At 51.2% G+C, this 26,838-nt stretch carries 22 protein-coding genes; 5 read left to right on the top strand and 17 right to left on the bottom strand.

Features of this window, described 5'->3' with window-relative positions:
- Window positions 1-79: 79 nt before the first annotated feature.
- A complete protein-coding gene (locus CGLUCO_RS00455; RefSeq protein ID WP_221389526.1) occupies window positions 80-946 on the top strand; it encodes an integrase core domain-containing protein in 867 nt (288 codons plus the stop codon).
- Window positions 947-1,112: 166 nt separating this feature from the next.
- Here the strand turns inward: CGLUCO_RS00455 and CGLUCO_RS00450 are convergent, their stop codons facing one another.
- The 8 genes from CGLUCO_RS00450 to CGLUCO_RS00415 form a co-directional block, all read right to left on the bottom strand.
- A complete protein-coding gene (locus CGLUCO_RS00450; protein WP_143336913.1) occupies window positions 1,113-1,481 on the bottom strand; it encodes a helix-turn-helix domain-containing protein in 369 nt (122 codons plus the stop codon).
- 201 nt (window positions 1,482-1,682) lie between these two features.
- On the bottom strand, window positions 1,683-2,858 hold the full coding sequence (locus tag CGLUCO_RS00445; protein ID WP_084036573.1) for a GIY-YIG nuclease family protein: 1,176 nt from the start codon (window positions 2,856-2,858) through the stop codon (window positions 1,683-1,685).
- Complete coding sequence (locus tag CGLUCO_RS00440; protein ID WP_084036574.1) at window positions 2,848-4,821, bottom strand: DEAD/DEAH box helicase; 1,974 nt, start codon at window positions 4,819-4,821, stop codon at window positions 2,848-2,850. The genes CGLUCO_RS00445 and CGLUCO_RS00440 overlap by 11 nt, the downstream gene beginning before the upstream one ends.
- Window positions 4,822-4,832: 11 nt before the next feature.
- Window positions 4,833-7,550 (bottom strand): DNA methyltransferase, encoded by a 2,718-nt coding sequence (locus CGLUCO_RS00435; RefSeq protein WP_084036575.1) that lies wholly within the window; start codon window positions 7,548-7,550, stop codon window positions 4,833-4,835.
- A 212-nt stretch (window positions 7,551-7,762) separates the two neighbouring features.
- On the bottom strand, window positions 7,763-8,524 hold the full coding sequence (locus CGLUCO_RS00430; RefSeq protein ID WP_198481449.1) for an ATP-binding protein: 762 nt from the start codon (window positions 8,522-8,524) through the stop codon (window positions 7,763-7,765).
- Window positions 8,521-9,381, bottom strand: a complete 861-nt coding sequence (locus CGLUCO_RS00425; RefSeq protein WP_232621921.1) for a Mu transposase domain-containing protein — start codon at window positions 9,379-9,381, stop codon at window positions 8,521-8,523. The genes CGLUCO_RS00430 and CGLUCO_RS00425 overlap by 4 nt, the downstream gene beginning before the upstream one ends.
- A complete protein-coding gene (locus CGLUCO_RS00420) occupies window positions 9,378-10,202 on the bottom strand; it encodes a DDE-type integrase/transposase/recombinase (protein ID WP_232621920.1) in 825 nt (274 codons plus the stop codon). Before CGLUCO_RS00420 ends, CGLUCO_RS00425 begins: the two co-directional genes overlap by 4 nt.
- A gap of 373 nt (window positions 10,203-10,575) precedes the next feature.
- Window positions 10,576-14,307 carry a YobI family P-loop NTPase gene (locus CGLUCO_RS00415; protein ID WP_084036440.1) on the bottom strand — a complete coding sequence of 1,244 codons (3,732 nt, stop codon included), beginning with the start codon at window positions 14,305-14,307 and terminating at the stop codon, window positions 10,576-10,578.
- A 510-nt stretch (window positions 14,308-14,817) separates the two neighbouring features.
- On the opposite strand from CGLUCO_RS00415, the gene CGLUCO_RS00410 reads away from it, so the two are divergent.
- Window positions 14,818-15,558 carry a hypothetical protein gene (locus tag CGLUCO_RS00410; RefSeq protein WP_084036439.1) on the top strand — a complete coding sequence of 247 codons (741 nt, stop codon included), beginning with the start codon at window positions 14,818-14,820 and terminating at the stop codon, window positions 15,556-15,558.
- 280 nt (window positions 15,559-15,838) lie between these two features.
- Here the strand turns inward: CGLUCO_RS00410 and uriH are convergent, their stop codons facing one another.
- The 6 genes from uriH to CGLUCO_RS00380 form a co-directional block, all read right to left on the bottom strand.
- Window positions 15,839-16,768: a uridine-preferring nucleoside hydrolase UriH gene (gene uriH / locus CGLUCO_RS00405; protein ID WP_084036438.1), complete on the bottom strand. Its 930-nt coding sequence runs from the start codon at window positions 16,766-16,768 to the stop codon at window positions 15,839-15,841.
- 128 nt (window positions 16,769-16,896) lie between these two features.
- The gene (rbsK, locus tag CGLUCO_RS00400; RefSeq protein WP_084036437.1) at window positions 16,897-17,796 is read right to left on the bottom strand and encodes a ribokinase; all 900 of its coding nucleotides are present in this window, start codon (window positions 17,794-17,796) and stop codon (window positions 16,897-16,899) included.
- 1 nt (window position 17,797) lies between these two features.
- A complete protein-coding gene (locus CGLUCO_RS00395; RefSeq protein WP_084036436.1) occupies window positions 17,798-18,799 on the bottom strand; it encodes an aldose epimerase family protein in 1,002 nt (333 codons plus the stop codon).
- Window positions 18,800-18,812: 13 nt separating this feature from the next.
- Window positions 18,813-20,153 (bottom strand): L-fucose:H+ symporter permease, encoded by a 1,341-nt coding sequence (gene fucP, locus CGLUCO_RS00390; protein ID WP_084036435.1) that lies wholly within the window; start codon window positions 20,151-20,153, stop codon window positions 18,813-18,815.
- Window positions 20,150-20,788, bottom strand: coding sequence for a deoxyribose-phosphate aldolase (deoC, locus tag CGLUCO_RS00385; protein ID WP_084036434.1), 639 nt, complete (start codon window positions 20,786-20,788; stop codon window positions 20,150-20,152). Before deoC ends, fucP begins: the two co-directional genes overlap by 4 nt.
- 83 nt (window positions 20,789-20,871) lie before the next feature.
- Window positions 20,872-21,783 (bottom strand): sugar-binding transcriptional regulator, encoded by a 912-nt coding sequence (locus CGLUCO_RS00380; protein WP_234985033.1) that lies wholly within the window; start codon window positions 21,781-21,783, stop codon window positions 20,872-20,874.
- A 477-nt stretch (window positions 21,784-22,260) separates the two neighbouring features.
- On the opposite strand from CGLUCO_RS00380, the gene CGLUCO_RS00375 reads away from it, so the two are divergent.
- Together CGLUCO_RS00375 and CGLUCO_RS00370 are read left to right on the top strand one after the other, a co-directional pair.
- Window positions 22,261-22,662 (top strand): hypothetical protein, encoded by a 402-nt coding sequence (locus CGLUCO_RS00375; protein ID WP_232621923.1) that lies wholly within the window; start codon window positions 22,261-22,263, stop codon window positions 22,660-22,662.
- Between the two features lie 42 nt (window positions 22,663-22,704).
- Window positions 22,705-22,851: a hypothetical protein gene (locus CGLUCO_RS00370; RefSeq protein ID WP_232621924.1), complete on the top strand. Its 147-nt coding sequence runs from the start codon at window positions 22,705-22,707 to the stop codon at window positions 22,849-22,851.
- A 295-nt stretch (window positions 22,852-23,146) separates the two neighbouring features.
- On the opposite strand, the gene CGLUCO_RS00365 is transcribed toward CGLUCO_RS00370, so the two are convergent.
- The gene (locus CGLUCO_RS00365; protein WP_084036432.1) at window positions 23,147-24,403 is read right to left on the bottom strand and encodes an ATP-binding protein; all 1,257 of its coding nucleotides are present in this window, start codon (window positions 24,401-24,403) and stop codon (window positions 23,147-23,149) included.
- A 167-nt stretch (window positions 24,404-24,570) separates the two neighbouring features.
- Window positions 24,571-25,428 carry a hypothetical protein gene (locus tag CGLUCO_RS00360; protein WP_232621925.1) on the bottom strand — a complete coding sequence of 286 codons (858 nt, stop codon included), beginning with the start codon at window positions 25,426-25,428 and terminating at the stop codon, window positions 24,571-24,573.
- A 154-nt stretch (window positions 25,429-25,582) separates the two neighbouring features.
- Here CGLUCO_RS00360 and CGLUCO_RS00355 point away from each other — a divergent pair, with 154 nt between their 5' ends.
- Window positions 25,583-25,735 carry a hypothetical protein gene (locus CGLUCO_RS00355; RefSeq protein ID WP_159447584.1) on the top strand — a complete coding sequence of 51 codons (153 nt, stop codon included), beginning with the start codon at window positions 25,583-25,585 and terminating at the stop codon, window positions 25,733-25,735.
- Between the two features lie 249 nt (window positions 25,736-25,984).
- Here the strand turns inward: CGLUCO_RS00355 and CGLUCO_RS00350 are convergent, their stop codons facing one another.
- A complete protein-coding gene (locus tag CGLUCO_RS00350) occupies window positions 25,985-26,833 on the bottom strand; it encodes a hypothetical protein (RefSeq protein ID WP_084036430.1) in 849 nt (282 codons plus the stop codon).
- Between the last annotated feature and the right edge of the window lie 5 nt (window positions 26,834-26,838).

The following is a 26,838-nucleotide window of genomic DNA, read 5'->3' as shown; positions in this document are numbered from 1 at the left end:
ACACTGGCAGGGGCCAGTACCAACAACGCACAACCCCCCAGTACCACATCAACACAAACCCAGTACCAACTCACCGCTCTTGGCAACCATCTATCAAATCATCGATGATGCCACCCGCTTCGATGTCGGCACCTGCGTCTATGCGGCACACGAGAACTCCACAGATGCCACAGATGCCGTGCGCAAGGCCATTGCTACCTTCGGCGCCCCGCATGAACTGCTCAGTGATAATGGGGCTGCTTTTAACCAACTGCGCAACGGTGTTGTTGGCCCCTTGGAAGCCTACCTGGCATCGGTTGGGTGTGTGAGTATTTCCGGCAGGCCACGCAACCCGCAAACCCAAGGTAAAGACGAGCGTTCACACCGCACGCTGTTTAGATTCTTAGAGGCACACAAACCAACAACACTGAAGCAGTGCGGGGTGCTGATCGAGGAGTATCGAGATCAATACAATAACCGGCGCCCACACCAGGGCCTTCCAGAGTGTGTCACTCCGGCCACAGCGTGGCATCTTGTTGGGGCTGTGCCACCAAAAGACCCGATCCCACTGGAGGTGCTAAAGCAGAAAGCAGAAAACTACGTGCTTCAACGCCGTAACGCTTACCTCACCTCGGGGCTTATCCGCCAGGATGAAAAACCACCACGTCCGAAACGAAACGGTGGAGTCACAGGCTATTCGCGTCCCAGTGTTGTTGATACAGATGACAACGGTTTCGATACAGTGACTGTCACTGAAGCTAATCAGATGGTGTTTTTCCAAGGGATGCGTATTGCTGTTCCCCGATCGATGAGAAACAGAAGTTTCCATCGAACAGTCACAGAAAGCGAACTTGGCTTTTGGGATGTCGAAGACGGTGAACTTGTTTTGTCGATCCCGCTTCCTGTGGTCGCTATCGCAGAGCGAAGGCGTTCATCAACTCCTACAACATCAAAGGCGTGTGGATGAAGGATCCACCCAAACAATGGCGTATCAAACGCGAAAAAGCCCAACAACGTTTCGTCACCATTAGCCCAGACGAACTACTCCACTAAAACACGCAGGACTGTGCACACACCCATAGGACACAGTGTGCACAACCTCCTGACAACCAGTGTGCACAACCTGATGACACTCACCGTGCACGAGGTGCTGACACTTTACACCAACTACGCGGACACACGGTACCAACTACCCCGAATCGACAATCCATCAACGCGTAGTAGATCGACCAGGGACCATAGTCAGCCCCGAACTTCTTCAGCCGTTCACGTGTCTCAAGGATGAGCCTATGGTCATCATCATCGAATGTAGTGTGCGGAGTGTGAGGAGCCGTGGAGTCAGGGATAATCCCAGCCTCCCCACGCTCCTTCACCCGTTTCTTGATGTTGTAGTAGGTCTGCCGGGAACAACCAGCCTCCCGACAAAACTGGCGGACAGTTTTACCATCGCGAACCGGATCGAAAGACGCGATCCGTTTACGCAAAGAAAGTGAAATACTCATCTAGCCATTGCACACAAAAAGTGTCCAAAAACCATTAAGACACAATGTCCACAAACCTCTTAGACTCCATGTCCAAAAAGTCATTGGACTCCGTGTCCAAAAACTAGTGGGACAACACAGCTCTAGATTCCTTGTCACTTTGAATAGTTCTGCATTTAACTCCAAGATTTCGATTGATTTATACCGCCATCAAGCAACCTGTCAACGAACTTTAGTCAACTGCTGCGAAGCGGGGTCATATGTGTAATTCACGATATCACCATTACCAATCAGCTCCACCGCTTGATCAATCAGCTCAAGTGGTACCAAGAACCATTCAGTAGCCGCGACCGAATCACCCCCGGCGATATCGACTATCGACGCATCCAAGCGCACTCGTGAAAAGAGTTTATGTACAAGGTGTTCAAGCGCTGAAGGCCGTACGTTGTAAAGGCGGTAGGTGGCCACCACCTCAACAGGTGCCATTAAATATGTAGCACTCTTTTCAGCTCCTCTAATCCGCTGCTCTACCGGAATAGTAGAAAAACCGATTTTATAAAGGTTATCTAGGCTCTTAATGTCCGGATGTTGGCTCAACGAACGCAGCACATACAGATGACCTGTTTCGGTATCCGCATCGCCGAACTCATCTGCGGCAAACCCCGTACGCGTTACTGCTAAACCATTTTTCTCACGCATACGCACAGCTAACGACTGACGGTACATAGCTGATTCAGTTCCGTTTTCAAAAATAACGCGGAGTCTCTGTTTCTTTTCATCCTTGAGCTTCAGGTTTACGGTCTCCGACTTTCCTACCTCCGCGATAAATGCAATAACACCTCCGAGGACAAAGAAGGTTCCGGGCTTGATGGTTCGCAGTCCGCGATATTCTGTTAACGCAAACTCCCCTGAAGCAAGCTGCAAATGTTTTTCTTTAAACAGATGTTCATACTTCTCAAAGTCATCACACTTCTCACGCAACGCACGCTCAACTTCGCCTGACGGAGAATCGCGTTTGGGTAAAGTCGAAGTGTCGAAAAGGGCTTCTTCGCCGCCAAGAAAACCAATCAGTTCTGAATCCAAAAGATCGTCAACTGTGGACGGTGATGACGAGTCACTCAATAGCCCAATTGTGTCCAATTCTTTCAGCACATCAATCTTGTGCTTACTCGCACGGATCCCAACCAGTCGGGCGCCGAGCTTACGCTCCGCAACATCGTAGGTATCAGGGTCAGGTTCACGACCTTCACGTTCGTAAAAATCCACAACCTCCTGAAAGGCCCTCTTCAACCGATCCTTGTCGGACGGCGCTACGGGCTTCTCCGGCATTTCCAAGAGAGTGGCATCGTCTGACTCAAGAATCTCATCAAGCTTCGCTAAAAAATCATCAGTTGCCATTGGATGCGACCTCCTGTTGTGCTCTACGCTCTCGCGCAGCTTTACGAAGCACTAACAGTGCTTCGCCCAAGGTGCGCTCTTCCGTGTCTTCCGACTTCCTATCCGGTTCTTTACCGTTCGCCTTCACCCAGTTCTTGATCTGATCGAACATGGCCAACGCTTCCTCATCGCTCATAGAAATCCTGTTGGCATCAATTGCATCAGCAATCAGAGAAAGCACACTCGGAGTGACAGACTTCGACATAATCTCAAAGGCCCGCTGGAAGGGGTTAATACTGTCAATCAGATTGATGTTCAGTTCATCGATATTGATGAACTGGTTTGCCATTTTTACGAAGCGTTTATCCCCAACCTCTTTTACTTGACCGCTCTTGATCACGGAGTCAACAACCACCCGTTGGCGAACCTCTTCGACTTCCTCCTCACTTAAATCTGGGTACTGCTCACGGATAATCTTGGGGATGATTACCTTATTTGTGTTTTGTGGATCCATCTTTCCGATTGCCGCACGAGCAAAAATCGGATCCTGAAGAACAACGGTTTTTAAATCATTAAGGTCATTCTCCACGATCTGCCGGACACGATCAGTCGACGGCTCCTTGAATCCCTTAATTTTGACGGTGTTGCCTTCACCCTTGTCGTCATCGCTCCGTTTCGCCTTAAAATCAAAGTTCTGCGCAAGCACCTGCTCCATCAACAAAGAAGCCGTAATCGCCTTCAAGAAATTATTAACTGAAACAGTCACGTCATCACGGCTAGCATCAGGCTCTGCAAGCAAGTTCGTGAACTGCGCGTGCGTCTTACCCTCACAATCACGGGTTACACGCCCAATAATCTGGATAACTTCCGTCATCGACGCACGATATCCAACAGTCAACGCATGCTCAGCAAAGGGCCAGTCAAAACCTTCCTTTGCCATACCCAGAGCAATAACGATGTCGACAGCGTCACGCTCCTTCGATGCCTTATCCGTCAAATACATCAAAGTACGCGAACGTTTATTCAAATCAGTATCGTCGACTAAATCAGCGACACGCAGCACTTCTCCAGTGTCATGGCGTTTCACCAGAATGATTCCAGTTTCAGGATCCTCTCCGATGACATCACCGATAATTTCAAGAATGAGACCTACTTCCTCAATCTTGTCTTTAGTGGATTCACCCGAATTCACATTTGGAATGTGAATTATGGTCTTTTTATCCAGATCTAACACTTCCCCGATAGCGTCGGTGTAACGCCCCTGGTAAAAGTGGTGCCCGATCCCTAAAGACTTTAAGTATTTGTAACCATTGAGCTGGTCATAATAGTTAAAAGTAACCGATGTGAATTTCGCTTCATCCTCAGGTGTCAACACGGGAACCGTATCCCCACGGAAGTACGATCCGGTCATAGCGATGATATGGGCATCGGAACCAGACATGACTTCGCGCAGCAATTTACCAAGGCGGTTATTGTCAAGATCAGCGGAAACATGGTGGAACTCATCAATAGCAAGCACTGCACCGTTAAACGCATCTGGAGTAAGTTTGTCAAACGCGTAGCGTAGCGTCGCATGTGTGCAGACTAAAGTCGAGTCCTTGCTCTCAAGAAAGCGAATAAACGCCTCTACTTTGCTCGTAGAGCTCCCGGCTCCGCAAAGGTTGTTCTCCGGTTTGATATCCCAATCTGCGAAAAAACCATGACTACGCAAATCAGTGGGTGCGAAGGAGCCACCGATGGAGCGCTCCGGCACCGCTACTATCACTTTCTTACGACCCTGATTAAACAACTTATCCAGAGCAATAAACATCAGCGCACGGGATTTACCAGAAGCTGGCGGTGCCTTCAGCAGGAGATACCGTGAATTGCGCTTCTCATACGCCCGGGCTTGCATCTCGCGCATCCCCAAATCATTGGTAGAAACCGATGTACCGCGCTGTTGGTATTCGACGTTGATACTAGTCGTGTACTTCGATTCGCTCACTAAATTGTCTCCTACTTCTTTGCTGCCTTGCGTTTACGCTTTCCCAGCTTCATCGCATGGTCCATCTCAATCATTTCCTCATGCAAAGCAAACAGGTCAGACAAACGCGCCTCATCTGTTTCATATTTTCGTTTCGAATATAGCGAATCGACCAGTAAATCATTTTCCTCATGCGCCTGACGTAAGATCGAAGGCATTTTCTCAGAGTCATAAAGCTGCTCCATCGTGCGCTCACAGTAATACTCACGAACATCGAGAACTCGCAGTGCAGTTTCAGTAAGTTTTTCCTTTTGCTCAGGAGTTAACTCTGGAACAGGAAAGTTGTTGTACACAATAGTGTTGGAATATCTGTAGTCCGTCTTAAATTTTCCGCCAACAGCTCTCATCCACACCATGTGCATCCGTGAAGTGAGCAGCCCAAATAGCCAAGGCTCGGCGTCATATACCGCAAAAGCAGCGTCTGAAATAACCGTATTTGGGCCCAGGTAACCCATTGGGATATATTCGCGTCTTTCCGAAGAAACCCGAGGAACAATGATTGAATCTGTGGGTTTGTAGGCTATCTGTACGAACCTATGCGGTTGGTTGGCATACTTTGCCGTGCTTGGAGCTTTACTAGAAGCACGCTCTGAAGAAACTTTCCTTAGCTTCCTTGCAATACCCGGGATCGATTCTGCTTTAGACCGCTGGCTATCTTCGATCCAAAGGCAATATCTCATTTTTCCCTTAATATATTCATCCGCGCCGGCATATTGTTTAATGAATACTTCCGCTTCGGGTGACTCTTTCAACAGTTGATCAGCTTCTGCAACTGACAGGTCTAGTGACCCACGTCGCATACTACCAAACACCATCTTCGGTAAGGCTTTACTTAGAGGACTGCCGGTTCGTCGTTTGATGAACAAATTTCGAGCATCAGACAGATAGCCGTTAACATTGCTCACCTCTTGGCGAAGACCATCCACGTATAAATACTTCGGGTCGTCAGATAGGTTCCGCAAGCTAATCACTACCACCGTCACGCCCGCATTTTTGGCTGCGTTGTTTTCCCACTTGAATGAGGTATATGCGAAACCAATTTCCACACCTACATCAAGAATCATCGGGAACATCAAGCCAACATGCTCCCCCTGCACCACCGAGTTGGTTGAAACAAACGCTAAACGAGCCTGCGTGCCGGCAATATAGTCAGCCCCCTTAACAAACCACAAAGCTATGTAATCGAGGTTCTTATTAAATGAGCGCTGACCGAAAACAAAATTGTAGTCTTCCTTCTGTTCCTCGGTTTGTTTTTTTGCTCCAGAGTATGGGGGATTACCAATCAGGTAAATTTCCTCTTTTCCATTATTTGGACATACGCTCTCCCACTGGATACGGGTCGCGTTACCTACCCAGATTTTCCCTGTTTCCTTCAAAGGAATCAGCGGGATGGCTACACGGAATTGACGCTCAAACTCCCGGTTCATCTGATGCTTTGCGATCCACAGTGATAGGATTGCGACCTCAACCGCAAAATCGTCAATCTCTATGCCGTAAAAGTTCTCAATATTAATCCGAGACTTATCGAACAGCGTAGGCGCATTCGACAATTCCGTCTGGCGCTGCAGAATAGCATGCTCTAAGCGACGCAACTCTTTGTACGCGATAACCAGGAAGTTTCCTGAACCGCAAGCAGGATCAAACACCTTAATTTTTGCGATTCGGTCCAGGAGTTTCTCTAACCGCTTCGGTTTGTCGTATGAGGCTTCAAACTCCTCTTTGAGCTCATCGAGAAACAACGGCTCAATAGTTTTTAGGATATTCGGCACAGATGTGTAATGCTGCCCCAGGTTCGAGCGCTGACCAGGCTCCACAATCGCCTGGAACATCGAACCAAAAATATCCGGGTTGATATCCTGCCACTTCAATGTACCCAGATCAATCAGCAATTTACGAGATTTATCCGTAAATCTAGGGACAGTTAGATGGGCATCTGCTCGGAATAGTCGACCATTTACATAAGGGAAGTCGGCTAGGTGAGCTGGTTTATCTTCCGGCTGCGCAGTATCCAAGGCCTGGAATAAATCTTTCAAGAACTCATCGGTATCGGAACCGTCGCTAAGCGTGTGGGATGCCACCGCATTCGTAAACTGATTATCCTTGAAAATGCCCGTATCCTCAGCAAAATAGCAAAACAACAGGCGAGTGAAAAACACATTTAATCCATGACGAGCTTCCTTCGACTTCATGACAGTCTGGTTAGCTTCAGCAAGGGCATCGAATAGTTTTCCCATGCGCTCTGCGGCCTTTACATCTGCATGAGCTTCGGATGTGTACTGAGTTTTCTCCATACCTGCCCACGGCAAGAAGAATGTAAAATGCTGATCGATCTCGCGCAACGGGAAAGTACGGTTTTCCATTGTCTTAGTATCTACCGCTACCAGATCTTCAAAATCTGTAACAATTACGAAACGCGGGCTATACTTCACCACGTGGGGAGCGAGTCGCAGCTGTTCGAGTTCTTCCAGCAGGTCTCCATCTGTCTCGCGGAAATACACAATGTTCTTTTGCGCAACCTCATGCTCGGGATCCTGCGCCACGTTGATGCTTCCATTGCGCAATCGGGTGACATTGCCTTTTGAACGCCCAAAAGCCAACAGTAGACTGAAGATAAAGTTACTGTCGTATTCGACCTGACCTGCAACAGAAGCAACCCGCTTTTCAATCGATTTTAAGCTCAAATGCGCCATGAGTTCGCCTTCCTACGCACGCACATTGATACCTAATCAAATTTAGCAGGCGCTGGGATCTCGCGCGTCATCAATCTGAGGAACCCTGGTTCACTTCCTCGTCTCTTGCCAAGAGCGGTGAGTTGGTACTGGGTTTGTGTTGATGTGGTACTGGGGGGTTGTGCGTTGTTGGTACTGGCCCCTGCCAGTGTGAGGCAGGGGCCAGGGGTGGGTTAGTTTTCGGCGTTTTGGGTGTTGAGGTGTCTTCTCATATCGTATTGGCCAATTTTGATGCGTTGACCATTGTTGAGTCTGCTTACTAGCGAGTCTGCGCCGACTGGGTTGGGGAGGGTTTCTCGCCAGTATGCGGCGGTCGATTGTGAGGAGACGATGATGGGCAGACGCCCGTCTCTTTCGAATACGATGCGGGTTAGGTCTTCTTGTCCGCGTTGGTCTATTCCGATGGTGAGGAAGTCATCGATGATAAGCACATCGATGTTGCACAGTTTTCTCATTTTGTCGATATAGCCTTGGTCTGTCGGCAGGAAGACCGCTAGTTCATCTACAAGCTGGTCAAGCCGGTAGTACGCGACACTGAACCCACTTTGGCAGGCGGCAATGCCTAGGGCACAGGCAATGTAGGTTTTTCCTGTTCCTGTGGGGGCGAGGATATGAATGTTGGTGGGGTTTTCCCGCCAGTTGGTTGCTGCCAGCCTTTTCAATTGCCGCATGTTGATGCCACGTTGATCTGGGTGGATAACTTCGTGGAGGGTGGCATCTGGGTAGCGAAATTTTGCTTGTGTGATCGCTTTGTCGATGTTTCTCGCGGTGCGTTGCGCGAAGGCCTCATCTACTGCGGCTAGGAAGATATCCTCTGCAAGCGCATCGGTGTGTGCTTCATCAGTGACAATGGAAAAGAAGACGTCAGCAAAGGTTGATACGCGTAGGGTGCGCATTTTTTGACGTGTTGTTTCGTCGACCTCAAAGCGTGTCATTGCAGGTTTCCTCCTTCCTGGCTTGTGTGTGTGCCGTATGGGAACACATCGTTTACAAGGCCGGTGTCACCGTCGTCTGCGTAGTGTTCGATCGGTCGGATGAACACGTCATTGGCACTGAACTGCGTTATGTCCACCGGTGTGGACTGTGGTGTGCGTGCCACATCACAACCGCTGCGGTGCGGGGTGTGGCCGTTTTTCATCTCATGGGCGATCGTTGTTTGCAGTCGCTGCAATACCGTCATGGTGGGGACAAGCTTTTTGTTTAAAGCTTCACGGCAGGCCGGTTCAAGGGTTGTTTTACCGTGCTTTTTGCCCAGCTTGGCAAGAATATTGCGTACCTGGAACAACCCTTTGGGAGTGGCTGCTTGATTCCTGTCAATAATCATTGTGACAACGGTAAGCGTTGCCGGCCCGAACGAGGATGCCCAGGAGATAAGCTCATCCCGGGTAAGCACATTATGGCTGGTGTCCCCATCGGCAGGCCCGTGGGCAGGATCGGTTGAATACCGGTATTTAAAACCTGTAAGCCGCACATGTTCCGCGACGATATGCTCCCCGTCAAACAAGGTCACCAGCCCTGGAGTGATCCGTGCAGTAAGTCGTTTACCGACCAGCGTAAAAGGAACCGAATAGTACTGGTAGTCGCACATGACATGCCAGTTACGATCCACCTTGGGGTGTTTCCACACCACATCAGTAAACGCGGTTGCGGGAAGATCCCGCATCACCGGTGCTTCTTCCTCATCGAACCTCTCACGGCGGGTTGAGCCATCCGGGCGGGTAAGACCACTGTTGATGTCCTCCAGCCGGATAGCGATCTCCTCATTAAGATCATCCAGACTGTAAAACGTCACCCATCGAAATAGCCCATGATCTTGGTGTAGGCAATCTGCACAGCACGCTCAACAGCTGCCTTATCCTTCGGGCGGGCAGGCCGTGTCGGCACGATTGTCATCTGGTAGTAATCAGCCAATTCCTGATACTTGGGCAGCACCAAACGATACGTGGAATGCTTCTTCGGGCGATACGTCGCTGTTGGTGCATTATCCGGCACCACAACAGATGGCACTTTCCCTAAATACTCCAAGGCTTGAACATGGCACTCCAACCACGCTGGCATCTTCTCGTTAGCCTTCGCAGTAACAAACATCAACCCGGAATACGGGCACACCGCCACAAACAACGACGCTTTCATCCCCACCTCGCCGGTTGCAGCATCAACGATCGGGACCTTATCGCCTGCCCAATCCACATACAGTTCCTGGCCTGGTTCATGTTCAACCACCCCATCCAGGTCATTAACCCGCAGATAGTCACGCAACCCCGCACAAAACTGCGAATACTGGTACTTCACCTCCCCATCCGCAGACTCGGCCGCCAAGTAATCCATCCACAATTGATTCCTTGTCAGGTGCCGATTGTTCTTCAGACGCTGTGCCAGAGCTTTGAAATCTGGCTGGTCATACGCCTGACGCCGGTTACTGCGCCCATCGGAAAACCTGGAAACAAACCAACCCGGAGGCAGCAAACGAAACGACTCAGCCGTGATCGACTCCTCCGCGATAATGGCCTTCACCCGCGACACATCACGCCGCGAACAGCCAAGAACAGTAGTAATCCGAGAATACGACGCACCATCAAGACACATCGCCATAATCTCTTTGAAGTTAGCCACAAAGACCAACCCCTTCCATGTTGAAACTAGCCACGACGCCACAAGAACATGACGCCGCCACTAACAACAATGAAGGAAAAACCCACCCAGTACCGACTACGCACACCCCCAGTACCAACTACGCAGACAACCGGTACCAACAACCCCTATTTCGCAGTCTCTCACGTACTGAATTCAAGCTAACCGTTACGATAGGAGGAAATGTCACTTTAAGTGGCATGATTCGCTTCCTGGTTTTCACTGCATTGGCGCTCTTAGCTTCAAAGCAGGCAGTAGGCGGTAGCGTGTGTTGTGGGGCCACGTTGCTGATAAATGGCACCGGAAAGGGGGTGCGTAGGGCTTGATATGACCCCATTCCCCCTCAACTCAAGTCTTATTCTCCCCCAAAATTTATCAACCTCTCGATTTCCTCATCTGCCTTGATAAACTCGTCCTCCTTGTTCTCACTCTTTTCCTTACAAACAGAGTCGAGATACTCTATGAGCTGTTTACAACCTTCATCATTACCCGCCCAGTCTTCACTCGTTTCAACCATATCTCTTAGCTTGACTACTTCGGCGTAAGTCGCATTTTTCGTGATCAACTTACGTTCAGTCAACAAATTCTGCACAGTCAAGTCCATTTTTCCTTTATTACTTGAAACGTAGCGCAGTATATTCGGTATGGTTGGAGAAATTCGCTCATTCAAAGCGAGAGCAGGATAACTTCTCTCGTCTATCCCTTTTAAACTCTCAGCAACTACTCCGTCAGCTGCTTGCTCAAGCAGAATTGATAATTCGGCAGTCAACCGATCCGTTTGTTGAGTCTCCCGGCCTAACTCAGCTGCAATATAGGAGACCACCTTATTATGCACAGCCGGGAAGTACTTTTCACCTTCTGCAATTGACGGAATCCGCTCACGCGACAGAAAATAGGCGTAACGCCTCCGCTCCTTAATTACCTGCTCAAAAAAACCAGGCCAACTCTCCAGGTTCACCAGCGTAGGCTGATCTCCCAGGAATGCTGCAATTTCCTCTAGGGCAGGCACGGTGATCTGAACATTACCTAGATTGAGGAGCTCTTTCGTGACCACTCGACTCAAGCCCGCCAGACTCCTCATCATAATATCATTATGGTTTAACTCCCCAACAGCTCGGACAGCCTGCTCCGGATTGGATCCTTCCCGAAGGACTCTCAATTTGTTGCCACTCCTTGATATTAGCTCCCGGAGCCTATCAGATATAAACAGATGTGTCAACCTAACAGACTTTAACAGATAATCGCATACCTCAAATTTTGTCGTCCCCCAAAGCTGCGAGAACAAATCATCGTTGAGTACGTCTGGAAAACTTCTATAAATTTCAGAGAAAAGCAGCTCCCTGATATCTTCATCTTTTCCAGGGTTGGATTTGGCCCCCTTTATACCTTCCTTAAAGATACCGGCAATCACACTGTTCACCGCACCTCTGGTGTCTGGCAAAGTCTTGGCAGCTTCCAGAATTGAACGCCGCAGGTACTTGTATCTTTTTTCATAACTACTCTCTTGGAAGGAGGCCAAGTAAACAAGGAGATCAGAATTTAAGGCACCAGCCCAATTTCGTCCCGTAAAATCACTGATCAACCGGCGTGTTACTTCTTCTAACGCCTCCTCACCTAGCTCAAAATTCGGACGCGGTACACACCTTTCTACATTCATTGTCATAAATACCAACGCTTCTACCGTTTGATAGCTTTCATTTAAAGTAGAAGTATAAAAACGAAATTCCTGGTCAATATAACCAGACAAGATAAGCTGATAAGCAATTTCCGTACTCACGCCACCTTTAACTATCTCTAGCACTTTCTTTCTCCCCTCGGAAACAACATCGTTTTCGATTTGAGTTTCCGATTTATAGAGGAATTCTGAAAGACTCCCATCTCTGATTATTCGAGCTAACTTTGCTAATAATAAAGCATCGAATTGATGACGCCTTTTCCATTCACGAACCTGGTTCCGGGACAATTGTGCGCTTCTCAGAATCTGCGCAATCGTACCTTTGGAGACTTTCTCTTGGTTTACTTGGCCATATGCACTACTAGTTTGTGGCATCCAAGTAATATCACTTAAATGGAGAAAATTTTCCCCTAGAATTTTGATCCAGAATTCCTGAAACCCCGCATCTCCAGCGTCGAAGTGCTCATTACCTATAGACAGTCTGCCCTGGTAAATAATTTCTGGGTCGGGAATGTCCTCAAAAATGGCAAGCTGCATACACAGTTTACGATCAAGCTCTTTGGCGCGTTCCTTGGTTATACCTAGATTTTGCTTTTCTTCGTTCACCTCGGCTACTCTCTTGGCGATTCGTTGTTGGATCTCCAGAAACTCGAGGTTAATTTGCGAGAACAAGGAATCCAGTTTACTTGTGCCGTAGGCAATTTTCTCAAAGTCCTCAAGTTCGAAAACCTTATAAGCCACCATTGCCAATAGCCGCTCTCTATCCCTCAAGGTGGAAATTCTCGATTTACCGAGTGCGCTTTGCTGCGAAATGACCTCTTCGAATACTCGAAATTCAATAGTAATGTCACGCATCACCCTATAATCCACAGCATGCGCAGCAATAATTTGGATTACTTGACTATGCTCAATCCACAAAGGGTTATCTTTTAAACCAGTATCGCTAATTGTAATCAAATTTGTAAGAAGATCAACTGCATTCCTCTTACTTGAAAATGGCACAACAGGAACAATCGCATCAAAAAACTTTGTTCTGCTCCTCGCTGCTTCCGAGCTCATATAGCTAGCAGTCATTCTCTTACTGACTCCCATAAATGGCCGGCCGGACTTGTTAGCAGAGGAAGTACCGCCCTCACTTTCCGCTACTCCCGTTCTCTCAGTGTCGTTTTCGCCGACAGGAGAACTGGATTCACAACTTTCGTGCGAATCTGCAAATATCGAATCACGTACTGCATAGATAAACCGAATGACGGTATCTTTGCCCTTATTGATTCTTTTTTTCGCTTCGCCGTTTAAAGCAAAATTCAGCTGCTGGTTAAGTTCCTTGAGCGCTTCAAATATTCCAGGGTTTTTGAAACGGTCCAAATCTTCGAATATAACGAGATCCGTTTCAGAGACTTGGAAATAATAAATCAGCTCGGTTAGGTATTTATCAAAATAAGAATGTTCTCCATCATCGAGTTCAAGCTGAGCAGGCCCTGCGGAAACACCTTTTATGCGTGGTCGCTCCAATATCACGTGTCCAAGGAGGAAAAAAATCAGAAAGAAGCTAAACCCTAATCCAAGGAATGACGTAACCTGGAAACCGTCCCCTTCAGGCTTATTGCCAGTCACGATCCAATTAGAGATAGTTTCATACTGACCGATCAAAAGGAATAGGCCGAGAGCTAAGAAGGCAAAAAACAGATTATTCAATCGCTTACGCCACCATGGAATTACAGGTATCTGGCGCAAGCTAGATTTTTCCATTCGTAATGGATCCTCCCGGAAGATTAGCTGTTTAACTATCTCCCGCTGTAGGCGATTTTCTAATTCTTCATTATCTCCTAAATTTTCAAGGTCAAAGGGTGCTAACGAAACCAAAATGGGTTTTTGGGGCAACCAATCCCTAGGTGGAATTTTCATCGCCCTGCCGGATTGGTAACTCTCTTCCGTCAGTAGCTCCTCGACGCTTGTATCAAGCATTCTTACGTTGCTTTCAAGTTCACTTAACTTTTTTGAAAAGTCCGCTGTAGGATTCGCCTGAGTATTTTCCTTGCTCCCTGTCAATAAAGGTTTCTTCTTTCGACAGTCGTCAATACCCTCCCTCAAACCTTCGACGCTCTTAGCTATTTTTTTCCTGCTAGAAAGAACTTTGCTGGCCTTCCTCTCTCTGCGCCGACCATGAAGAAACGTCCAGATCTTTTTTTCGGTAGCGTCACGGTTAACCGTTAATGCAGCCTCAAGCCCTCGGATCACACTACTCTTGCCTGTCCCGTAAGCTCCAGTTAAAGCAATATTTCGGCATCGTTGGTCCGCAAGAATAGATAAAAGCTGCTCCACATAAATACCGTGGCTCTCTTCTAAGTACTTCGGCCCTAAATACCCCTCATAATCGGAAAACTCGTCGTTAAAAACCACGTCTGCTGCCATATCTTTACTTTCCTACGATCTCGTTAGCTGGAGGGCCCTCTGACCTTGTCAATAAGGCCAAATTCTAATACATCTACGATCAGGAAGATATACTTTCAGATAATAGGAGTTTCAATAGATCAATCCTGAAACGGAAACTTCTTAGCGCGACGAACGTTGAGCGCACTCACAGTGTCTGGTGCAGCTACTATTATCTACTGACAATTGGGGTTTCGACTAAGCCACATGATTTCCTACACGGCTTGAATCATCATTGGAGCCACAGCGGATACGCCGTTACGAACTGCATTCAGCACCCCCAATATGCCAAGAGCGGTGAGTTGGTACTGGGTTTGTGTTGATGTGGCGTTCCTGGAACACCGGTACCAACAAACCGCATCCGACACTAGCAGTCTGAGGAGAACATTTAGTTCTAATCCCCGAAAAACCAGCTTATCGTGCCCTCCCTTCCTCTAAGAACTCGGTGTATAAATATTGCTAGACTAAAAAACAACCACTCCGAGGAGGCTCATGGACCTATTAGGGACTTTCTCAAATAAGGTTCTTGGATCGGTGAAGCCATGGGACTTTTATACGATCCTTGCTTCTCTAACAGCAATGCTCACCCTTTTTGCAGCTTTAGGCTGCGGAACGCTAGTGGATCCTAATTCAACATCTCAAGATGAGGCCCTTCAAGCCCTCGACAGGACACCGCTTGGCGTACTGTTCCAAGTTTTTGATTATTTTTCGATTCCCACTAACTGGATCACTGATGTTGGCACTTATTTTGCAAATGACACCCCTCGAGCAAACCTCATTGGATTGCTAGCTGTAGTGACGGGATGTGTTGTAATGACCATGCTAACCCCGGATCGCACTGTCTATCCAACACCGACTCCCTCTGTACAGGCCTGCACCTGGTTCATCGCTTTCGCGGTTGCTGCACAGTCGAACCCAACCGCGGGCTTTTGGAACCGATGGACCGTCTTGATGGTCATATTTCTAGTTGGGTTTTTGATTGGTCGTGAACTTTTCGTTTGGTTTTCTTTTTGTGGCGATGAAAAAGACCCTTTCAGATTGAATAATCGCCCAGAACGTTTAATTATCGACGCAGCACAACTAAGTGTTACGCTCCTTACCTGGATTGTGCCGATTGTCAACTTGGTTGCTAGAGATACACCGTTTCTAAAAGAAACTGCCAAGAAGAATCAGACTGAAAAGCCGGCGTCCCCTCCTCCAGAATCATCAGAGACCCGAGATAGCGAGGAGTAGCACTGGTAAAAAGGCTACCCCAAATTCAATGCAAAACAGAAGTCTGATGTTTGACGAGAGTTTTCTGACTCCTGCGGTGATCAAATCCGTTAACGTAGATTCTCCTCTTTGCGGCGAGACCTCTGACGCATCTGAGTGCCTGGCATGCAAATATTTTGCATTTGAAGTTAAACAACCGTGGAATCTTAAAACCAATCATTAACATCCGGAAATTACCAGTCAAAATAGCTGAAGCCTGGCATCGGCCAGGCTTCAGCTATCTGGTTTGAGGGCTAACTGTCTACCCCAGTCTCTTAATCGCATCGATGACCAGATCCCAAAACCTCGGGGCATCCAGCTTCGTTGCCACCTGCGTGTGGCAATCGGCAGGCGCGGGGGCGCGGAAGTCCGCCACCGTCATGCCCGTGGTCAGCGCACCGGTGAGCTCCACATCGACAGGAACCTTCTGGGTCTGCACAATCGACGGGTCGATGAGGTAGGCGATGGTGCACGGATCGTGAACCGGCGGGTCATCGAAACCCTGGGCGTCCTGGTAGTTCTTGCGGAAAGCACCGAACAGGCCAACAACGAAATCGGCAACATCGGTGCCCACAGCCTTCACCTTCTCCTCCACCTCAGCGGTGGCAAGAGCCTGGTGGGTGAGATCCAAGCCGACCATCGTCACGGGCCAGGCCTCGTTAAACACGATGTGGGCGGCCTCCGGGTCGATCTTGATGTTGAACTCGGCAACAGCAGACCAGTTACCCACGTGGTAACCACCACCCATAAGAACAACCTCCTTCACCCTTTCCACAATGCGGGGCTCCAGGCGGGCAGCAAGGGCAATGTTGGTAAGCGGCCCTGTGGGCACCAGCGTGACTGTACCGGGCTCTTCGCGCATGATCGTGTCGATAATGAACTGGACGGCGTGGGTGGGCTGGACATCAACATGCGGCTCGGGAAGGTCATAGCCGTGGATTTCCATCCCCGTATCGCCGTGGATGTCCTCTGCAACCTCAACCGGACGCACGAGTGGGCGGGTCGCACCGGCGAAGAGGGGGACGTCGACAAGCTTCGCGATGGTGAGAACCTGACGGGCGTTGAAGGTGACCTTCTCCAAGGTCTGGTTGCCACCGACCGTCGTTACGCCCAACAGGTCGATGTCCGGGTTGCCGGCAGCCAGGAGGATGGCCACCGCATCGTCGTGGCCGGGGTCGCAGTCGAGGGTGATCTACACACATCACAGGCGACTCCAGTTACTGATCGTGGCAAATCCCTAGTGGCGTGACAGATTCAAAAGCCTTGGAGCTCTACGATGTAGAACCCCAAGACTAGGAGTTGAAAGGAGACCGTACGCGACTACGGGAAGCTAATTTCCTCGGCAGTTGCGTAGGAGTACTGCGTACCGCGCTTGGTTACGGAGTCTGAAGCGTAGAACGTTGCGCGCTTGACCGAATCCTCGAGACTGAATCCTGCGTCCAAGGACTGTGCGAAGCATCCAATGAATGCGTCACCTGCGCCTGTCGTGTCGACGGCATCAACATTGAAGGCCGGCAGAACAGTCTTGTTCTTGGCGCTGAGGCACAGTACGCCCTTTTCACCAAGGGTGACGATCACATTCTTGATGCCCTTTTCGACGAGGAGTTGGGCAGCTTCTTCGATCTGCTCCAAGGTTTCCACGGGCATGCCCGTGATCAGTCCGAGCTCACTCTCGTTGGGAAGGAAGTACTCACAAGAAGCAATGCGATATAAATCCAGCTCAGGATTTGCAGGCGCAGGGTTAAGGATGACCGGAATTCCGAGTTCGTTTGCCAGCTCGATTGTGTAGTACACAGTCTCAAGTGGGATTTCCAGCTGCATCACGATGAGGCTGCACTTTGCAATTTCCTCTCGTGCTGCATCTACATCCTTCGGGGAAAGGTGCGCATTGGCGCCCTGCACGATGAGAATGGAGTTTTGGGAGCTCTTTTCCACAAAAATCGGTGCTACGCCACTGGTGGTTTCCGTCTCCAGAACGAACTGGGTGGAAATTCCGTTTGCTTCGAAGTTCTCCCTGGTGTTCTTGGCAAAGTTATCGTTGCCCACCCTCGTCACCATGAGGACCTCTGCCCCCAGACGAGCGGCTGCTACGGCCTGGTTGGCGCCTTTTCCGCCACAACCCATCTGGAAGTCCGGCGCTTCAAGCGTCTCTCCGGGATTAGGCATCCTGTTGATGTAGGTAATGAGGTCGACCATGTTCGACCCGACTACTGCAATCATGCTAGGCCTTCTTTCCGGTCCTGACGTGGAAACTCTTCGTTTCTCCAGCCGCCAGGTTGATCATCGTACCTGCTTTTCGTGCTGCAGCTGCACCTTCCGGCCGGGATGTTCCCGGGATGAGGAATGCGCAGACTTTCTGGTCTGGATTGTGGAGAATCCACCTGGTTCCGACACCGAAGTCCTTAGACGGGAATTCGATGAAGTAATCGGACATCGTCACCGAGACCTTCTTTCCGTACTGTTCCAGGTTATCTGCGAACCAGACGATTTCGGGATCGAAGTGGGTTTCTTCCGACAGCTGCGGGATGTTCGGATCCTCGATCAGCTGTTCAAGCTTCTTGGACCACTCGGGAGTGGGGTGAACGTGATCGGGAACCGAACTACGAACGACGAAGGCTTCGTTCGGAAGCGAACCACCGAATGTGGCACCATCCTCATACAGGTAGTTCATGTGACACATGTACTGGAGCGGCATTGGCTGGTACTTGCTGAGGTTGGTAACCTCCATGTCGATGTCGAAGTGCGTAGCATCCTTGAATACCTTCACCAAAGGAATGGCCTGGTAGTGGTCACCGAAACCCATGGTGTATTCGTACCGACCCGAGATAACAATGCTATCTTCCGTGAGCTCCAGCCATGCTTCGCGGAACGGAGCGCAGGAGAACTCACCATGGAGGGGGTGGTCATCCTCCGGGCCTGGGCACCCGGCGGAAAGCAGACCTGAGTGGAATGCGAAGCAGCCGTAGGTTTCGGTGATCTGTGTAGCCGGCTCCGGGTAGGAAAACATGTTTTCCATGCGGAGGGACTTACCATCAACGACAGCATCCCAGATGATCTGTCCCATGAACGGAAGCACAGTCACTGACACATGCTTTGCCTCGAGCTCAACCGCTTCAATTCCTGTTGGGAATGTCCAGGCAGTTACTTTGAAGTCTTCCGATTCGAGGACTGTGGTCTCCTGCTTGGGGTAACAGTCTTTTAGCAGTTGAATCTTTGTACTCATGATGAATCTCCTTTTAGACAGTTACGGTGTATCGCTCACTGTCGCGTTTGCTGTTGCGGTACAGAGATAGGAAGTGAATAAGAACAGCAGCGAAGCATACGAAGCTCACGGAGAAAGCAAGCTGCATAGAGCCCGACGTGTCGGATACCAGTCCTTGAATAAGTGGAATCACAGCACCACCAATAATGGACATCACGATAACAGCACCACCGGTCTCGGTGTGTCGCTTATCGTCGATAGCATCGAGAGTCCTGGAGTAGATCGTTGCCCAGCAGGGGCCAAAGAGCCCGGAGGTGACAACTGCGGCCCAGACAGCGGTCATGTTCGGAACGACCATGACGTAAACCAAGCTCAAACACCCGAGTATGGAGTATCCCACGATCACGAGGTTTGCATCGAACTTCGACATCAGAATGTTTGCGATGAACTTTCCGATAAAGAACGCAATGAAGGAGAAGATCATGAAGGTACTTGCCGAGCGCTCATTGAGATTGTGATCAAGTTCGAGCGCAAGACGGATGGTGAAGGACCAAACTGCGGTCTGCATACCGACATAAAGGAACTGAACGAGAATTCCTCGCAGGAAACGGCGGTTTCCCATGAGGTAGCGGAGCGTTTCACTGATTGTGGCATTAGCCTGTCCGCTTAGATCCTGTAGAGGCTTACATGCAGGCATCTCGGTCAAGGCGACGATAACCAGCAGCACGACCAGGATCATGACAAGGAATTGGTAGGGCTGAAGTGTACGCTGAAGCATTTGTTCACCGAACGCAACCCTCTCATCAGGGCCCATTCCTTCCATCTGGTGGCGCAATGCTCCTCCATCGGTGAAGACCAGGTACTTGCCAAGCAGAATGCCTGTGACGGAACCGATTGGGTAGAACGTCTGAGAAATATTCAGTCGCAGAGTTGATGACTTCTGTGGCCCAAGCATTGTAGAGTAGGTGTTGCACGAGGTCTCAAGGAAGCTCAACCCGATAGCCAAAGCAAACAGAGCTACGAGGAACACGCTGTACGTTGCCATATGCGAGGCGGGGAAGAACAAGGTGCAGCCCACAATGTAGACCGCGAGACCGATCATAACGCCGACCTTGTAGGAGGTCTTTTTAATGACCCGAGATGCGGGGATTGCAATGAGGAAGTATCCGCCGTAGAACGCGGACTGGACGAATGCGGATGCAAAGTCTGACAGCGTGAAGATCGACTTGAACTGCGTGATTAGGATGTCATTAAGACTTGCTGCAGCGCCCCACATCGGGAAGCAAATAGAAATGAGGATGAACTGGAACCACGGAATTCGATCAAGATATCCGTCGGACTGCTGCCTCGAGGGATCTTTGATTAGAGTTTTCACAACAGCTTCGCCCCATGGGACGTGCCAATCCTTGTGGCGCCAGCTTTCACCATTTCCGCGAACTGCTCAGGAGTGCGAACTCCGCCAGCGGCTTTGACGCCCATTTCCTGGCCAACAGTTTCCCTCATCAGACGGACATCGTCAGCCTTTGCACCAGACTCTCCAAAACCAGTGGAGGTCTTCACAAAATCTGCTCCGGCATTTTTTGCAGCGATGCAAGCTTTTTGGATCTGCTCGTTGTTGAGGTAGCAGTTCTCGAGGATGACCTTGGTGATGACCTTGTCACCTGTGGCTTCGACGACGGATCGGATATCGCTCTCAACGGTATCCCAGTCACCGGAAAGTGCAGCGCCTACGTTGATGACCATGTCCACTTCGTCGGCGCCTTCTTCGGCTGCACTCTTAGCTTCAAAAGCCTTTACTTTCGAGGTGGCTGCACCAAGGGGGAAACCGATGACCGTGCATACTTTCACCGTGCTGTTACGAAGAAGTTCAGCAGCAGTTTTTACCCAGACTGGGTTGACGCAAACAGAGGCAAAGTCAAACTTGATCGCTTCTGCAACAAGAGATTCAATTTCCGTACGAGTTGCCGTAGCAGCTAGCAGGGTGTGGTCGATGTATTTAGACTTCTCCATCGCGGACCTTTCCATTTGTGAATATCACTGTTTACAAATGTAAACCGGGTTCACACAAACGGCAAGTGTTTCTTTTACATTTGTTATGTGAGCTTTAGCACAGCCTCCGCAGTCAATCGGTCAGTTACAAAATGGGTTACAATTCCCCTGTTCAAGGCGGTGCTGATGATTTTTACCTTTTCCATACCCCGTGCCACCAAGACCCTGCGGGGGATCTTTTTCAACCCCCCGAGAGAAATGCCAACGGTTCTTTCATCAATTTCTGGACAACATATTCGCCCTTGGGCATCAACCCAGTGCGAGCAAATATGACCAATAGCCCGCCCCAAGACACACTCCCTATCATTCTGCGAGTAATGCCCCTGCTCAAGAAGCTGCGAATTTTCCGAAGCAACACCGACCGTGAATACGGCAATGTCGACCTGCGAAATCTTCTCGATGATGCGCGCAATCTCAGGCTCATTAGCTACAAGCGCCTTTGCTTTGGCATTTTTGAAGACCGCAGGCAATGGCAGGAGAACCATTTCCGCGTTAAAAGCGTCCCGGAACATAGCTAAAGTATTCCAATCACTTTCCCCAAAATTGGAAAGGCTTATTCCGCCTTTTAGCTGAACGATTTCAACGTTCGACCAATCACCGTTTTGAAGGTGTTTCCCTACCGTATACAACGTATGGCCCGATGTGACACCTATCGAATCGCCGTCATGAACCATCACTTGTAATAGCTCTGCACCAGCTTTGCCAACAGCGGCCAGCGGGTCTCCAGATTTAGGCCAGACAACCTTCGCAGATTTTAGTCCGAACCTTTCAGTCAGCAGTCGGCTTAGTTGCTCGCTCTCTGAGCGCGGATCCTGAATCTCAACCCGTGCGAAGCCTTCCTCCTTTGCATAGGTCAAGAGTTTCGATACTGTCGGACGCGAAACCCCCAATACACTCGCGATCTCAGACTGTGAACAATCAGACAAATAATATAATTTCGCAGCATCGATGGCCATATTTTGTCTTTTGTCCATTGTTTTTCTCCCCAGCGTCGCCTCAAGCGTCGCAACTTTTGATTCGCCAGCTTCGTGCTTCCACGCCCTTGGGACGGTGACCCGCAAGCCATAGAAATTGCACTACTTACGGTATCACCCACCGTTTTGAAGCTTTATTTTATGACGGTATTCATCCTCCGCCACTTGAAAGATGCCAAGTATGTCCTCCCTCATCCGAGACCTCTAGATCTTCCCGACCCTAGGCCTAAGCGTGGATCCGTTTCCGCATACTGGTCTGAGCCAACCACAACTTTTAGGTTCACACTAGAAGAAGATAACTAATTTTTATCCCGTCTGAACACCTGTTTTTGTGATAGCTCGTGACAAACAATCCATCCTGTAACGTTCGGCGCGTATCACGCTATGTAATAGTTGAAAGCTACATCAACACTGCACCCTTTCGCAGCACCCGTATTATCCCCGAATAGGAGGTCCACAATGAAAAAGCTATCCACGCGCACCGTTGCCACCATAGTATCCACTTCGCTCGCCGTAGGCATGTGCGTTCCGGCCGCGAATGCCGCCACCGTGAAGATCACCGACAACAAGTGCTCCATCTCGTTCACCACTGAGGAATCCAGCCGCATCCCCGAAGCCGCTCTCGTGGCTAGCGACCCGATCACCTTCAACGAGGCATCGCTTCGGGCGAAGGCCACCGGCGCGGACATTGCTGTACAGCAGGTCGCCCTCAAGAACTTGGACAATAGGCTTGCCGCCCACCGCATCTCCCAGGACAGGTACAATCGTTTGGCCAACCCGATCAAGGAGCGCATCGCCGAACTTACCGTGCTGAACCAGGCCTACAACAAGTGCGCACAAGGCAAAGAAGGCAACACCTAGCCCATCGTCACTCCCCCACAGGACCAATCCCCGGACTCCGCTTTGAGCACCGCCGATGGACACCTCAATGACGCGGGCAAGGCCGTTGTTGCCGTCAGCTCCATTGTGGTCATTCTTGGCCTCATCATCGAAGCCCTCCCACAGCTTACGCCCCTGCTTCCCCCGCAGATCCAGGCCATGCTGCCGTAGGCTAACCCCCTACGCTGTGCCCCCGGCGCGCACGGGTTTCCCCGTAAATCCCCGGTGGCATTGGTGAGTATTACGTGAAAAGGAAGAACAACAGGTTACGGGCTCTCAGAAAACGAGGGCCCGTTTTCTGTATTGACATCGCCTGCAAATCCCAGCCCCTTCTGCCCGAAACCGAAGCAGACCTAGTCTGCAAGCGCCAGCGGGATCTGTGGGCACCCCGTATGATATCGCCTACCTACCCCCGCGATACACCCTCTCACCAGGTAGTCTCGCCCCAGAAACTGTGGCCTCACCGTTACGGCGCGAGCGCTGCGAGCGGCACCACCCACACGCCGTCGGCGCGCCGAAACGCGGGGCCCGTGGGCACGATGACGAGGAGTGCCGCCGCCCCCGGCACGACTTTGGCGGCCGCCGCCTTGAGATGAGCTGCGGCACCATCAATCGCATGATGGGAGAGCTTAACTTCAAAGCCCAACCACCGGCCGTCGAGAAGCTCAACAACCGCATCGATTTCCTCGCGCCCCTTTGTGTCCCGCAGATGGAATACGCCCCGCGAGCGCAGAGCCTGGGCGTACACGCGCAGGTCATGGACAACCAGCGACTCGAAGAAGATGCCAAGCGTTTCCAGATCGCGAAGAAGATAGTCAGGGCCCACAGCCAACAGGGCAGCTGCAAGGCCAGGATCGGCGAGGTGACGTTTGGGCATCTGCACGAGCGTGGTCTTCGAGCGCACGGACGGAGACCACGCCGGTTGGTCCTCGACGAGGAAGAGACGGGTGGCGAAATCATGGAGTACGTTTACTGTCTCCGGAGATGGCGGCGTGTGTGCCCCACTGAGCTCTCCAATGCGACGACGGATTGCCGCCGCAGTGGCAGGCTGCGCTATGAGACCTGCGTATCCAAGCAAGAAATTACGGAAAAGCCGTGGGTCACGGCGAGGCCCGACAAGATCTGGGTAATCGTGCTCACTCATTTCAAACAGATAGGATTCCATCGCTTCCTGCGCGTCCGCTGGGTCCAGGCTAAAAAGCTCAGGAAACCCACCCGCGACGAGATGGGAGGCGTAATCCCGAACGGTGAGCTTGGATCCTTGCGTAGGTTCCTGAGTCCCGTCAATGATCCGCGCTAATGATACCGGCTCCGCCTCTACACCTTTCTCCCTGAGACTGAGCGTCCGCATCACCACCCTGCGGATTCGCCCTGCACCTGAATGACGGTGCGCGACCTCATCGGGCGTGGCAGAGCCAGTAAGAATAAATTGCCCCTTGAGATGGCTGTCATCCACCGCGTGCCGAACCTCGTTCCACACCCCAGGTGCCGCTTGCCACTCATCAATGAGCCGTGGCCTTTCCCCCCTCAAAGCCTCCGCGGGTTGCATCCGCGCCACTGCCGCTTCCGGCGTATCTCTATCCAACTGGATAGCTGACAGCGCGTGTTGCAGTGCCGTTCGGGTTTTCCCACATGCCCTCGGCCCCTTGATTACTAGCGCACCAGCGCTGCGCAGGCCCCGCTCAACCTCGGAATCAATAACACGCGGAATGTAGTTATCCATGACTCCGCCCTAGCCCCGAATGGAGAAATTCACTACTCAAGTGTGGATAAATCCACTACTGAGGTGTGGATAAATCCACACCTGGGGTGTAAAAACCTCCACTACTATGCCATGCACACTAGCGGATGCAACCCAGCAGTATCTCCCCGCGCGAGGCCATCCCGGCCCTACCGGAGCCACGTGCCGGAGGTTCCCGTCATGAACACCTCACCGTCGATGACACCTCCGATCTTCGGCTTGGGGTCCGCAGTGGCGGGCATCGCCACCATGACCGGCACGCCGCAATCGGCCGCCACCTTGTACCACGGCCTGCCGGTAAGCGCGTTCTGCACCATCTCGACGCCCTCAACAACGCCTTTGAACAGGGCGTTCGATCCCGCATCTGCTGGTGCCAAGCGGCCCTGAAGAAGCGGACCAAGAAGAGGAGAAGCGATGAACTTTGGCCCGATGAGGAGCTCGTCGGGAATGGAGGGATCGTCGACATCCTTGAGGTAGGTGTCCTCCTTGCGCACGGGTGTCTGGTGGGCGGCCCACTCCTCCACCGTGTCGTAGACGCGGACCTCGGAGGCGATCGCACCGAGCTGGAACGAGGTAGAACGCACCGGCCACCCCACCGCGCGCAGCGGGTACCGCGGGTAGAGATGCGGATCGTCGACACTGAGGAGCAACCTCACTTGTGCGCTGGCTCCTTGGCCCGTGTTGGTGGCTCCTTTGCCCGCGTGGGTGGCTCCTTTGCCCGCGTGGGTGGCGTTTACGCCACCCACGTCCGCGCAGGCCAGCCCCGGCGCGACCTGCCACACGTGCGCCCACACCGGGGTCGCCCCATACACCGCGAAGCTTTCGGTGGTGAGCCCCGCCAGCGTCTGCATGAAGCTTATCGACGCCCCCGAGGCGTCCACATACGCCGATACCCAGGCGAAATCGCCTGCCTGCTCCACCGTCCTTACCTCCGCGTCCGCAGCCAACCGGTAAGTCTGCTCCGCCGAGGCGTAGAACTCCATCGACTCCAAGAATTCAAGCTCCATACGGCTCATTGCGGCACAGGCGGGGGCGTGGCGCGGGGCGAGAGGGGGCGGTGCTTGACGGCGGCCTAAAGCAAAGCCATGAAAAGGAGTGAGACATAGTCCTGAAATATCGCAAGCAATACATCATTATTTAGAGTCACACCACAGTACGGAAATGGCGGCAGGTTCGATTTCGGATCTCGGCATGAACAGAGAGACGACCTACTACGCCACCCAGGCCGGGTGGGGCATTCTGTGGACCGTTCTCGCGATCATCGGCGCCGGCGGAATCTACACTGCCGCAAAACAGGCGGGGGTCATCCAGTAACCTTCGGCCCCAGTACACTACTCAGCCGAAGTTTTTCGCTGAACAAACACGTAAGGCGCAAGAACAATAACCTGCGGACGTACATGAAATGTGCGTCCGCGTATCATTGCCGGGCAACGTTCTCTTCAAGCAAGGGTGCCGGACGATGTGTCCGTTGCCCAGACGATCTGAAGTGCCATTTTCCGCTGGCGTGCCTTGCCGATCGTTATTCTCGGGGGGCGCCCGCGCGCATCGCGTGCCACAAGCCTGTTACGCCGCGAGCTGTCCGTCCAGCTCCCGGGCGTGCTCGCCAATCGACTGAGACGGAATAACGGCAATGTCTGCTTGCTTGCAGAACGCCTTAAACTTGTCGAAGGCATCTTGCTGTTTTGTGGACTCAGGTAGGTACACCGGTGCGGTTACCTTCACCGTTGGGGGAACGCATATGTGAACACCATCGAAATCGAGGACGCCGCCTTCCGCCCGTAACTTGTCCACTTTCAGCGTCCACCTATCCACATCGTTAAGAATGTTGGTTGTGTCCCGTGCTTGAAAGTTGAATACCTGGTTGAGCTCGAAAACTTGACTATCTGAGACGACAGAAAGGTTGAGGTCCAGCTCTCTGTCCTTGATTATTGCCGGGACACCAAAAATTGAAGCGTCCCTGAGACTTGGGAACTGCTCGTACTGGGCTCGAACATATTTTCTCAGCTGTTTTACCGTCTTCTGCCTGGGTGTAGCTTGCGTACCACCGATGAGCGTGGTGAACAGGAGCTCTGCCGCTGCGTCTACAGATTCTGCATCCATGTGCGCTGGCCCGCCTACTCTCACCTCGTTCATCCAGTGGTCCGTGACCATACTCAAGTATCCGGGCAAGGTGAGGTTCCCACCGAGGTCGAGTACGGCACCATCCTCTTCGAAATCTTCCACTTGGCGGGTGAAATCTTTCAAGGCTGCTTTGAGCGCCCCAGTTTTGTCAAATCCCCGCAGGAATTGACGGCTACGAAAGCGCGACCGAACCTCGTTGGACCGCGGATCGACGACGACCACTCCGGCGCCAATGGACGTGATCCCCATCGGGTCAGGCACAACACTCACCGTCCAATAGTCGAATAGCAAAGCCA

Origin of the sequence: Corynebacterium glucuronolyticum DSM 44120, from assembly GCF_030440595.1 — a bacterium.
In the GTDB taxonomy this organism is placed as follows: Bacteria; Actinomycetota; Actinomycetes; order Mycobacteriales; family Mycobacteriaceae; genus Corynebacterium; species Corynebacterium glucuronolyticum.
This window is presented reverse-complemented; position numbering and strand designations above follow the sequence as displayed.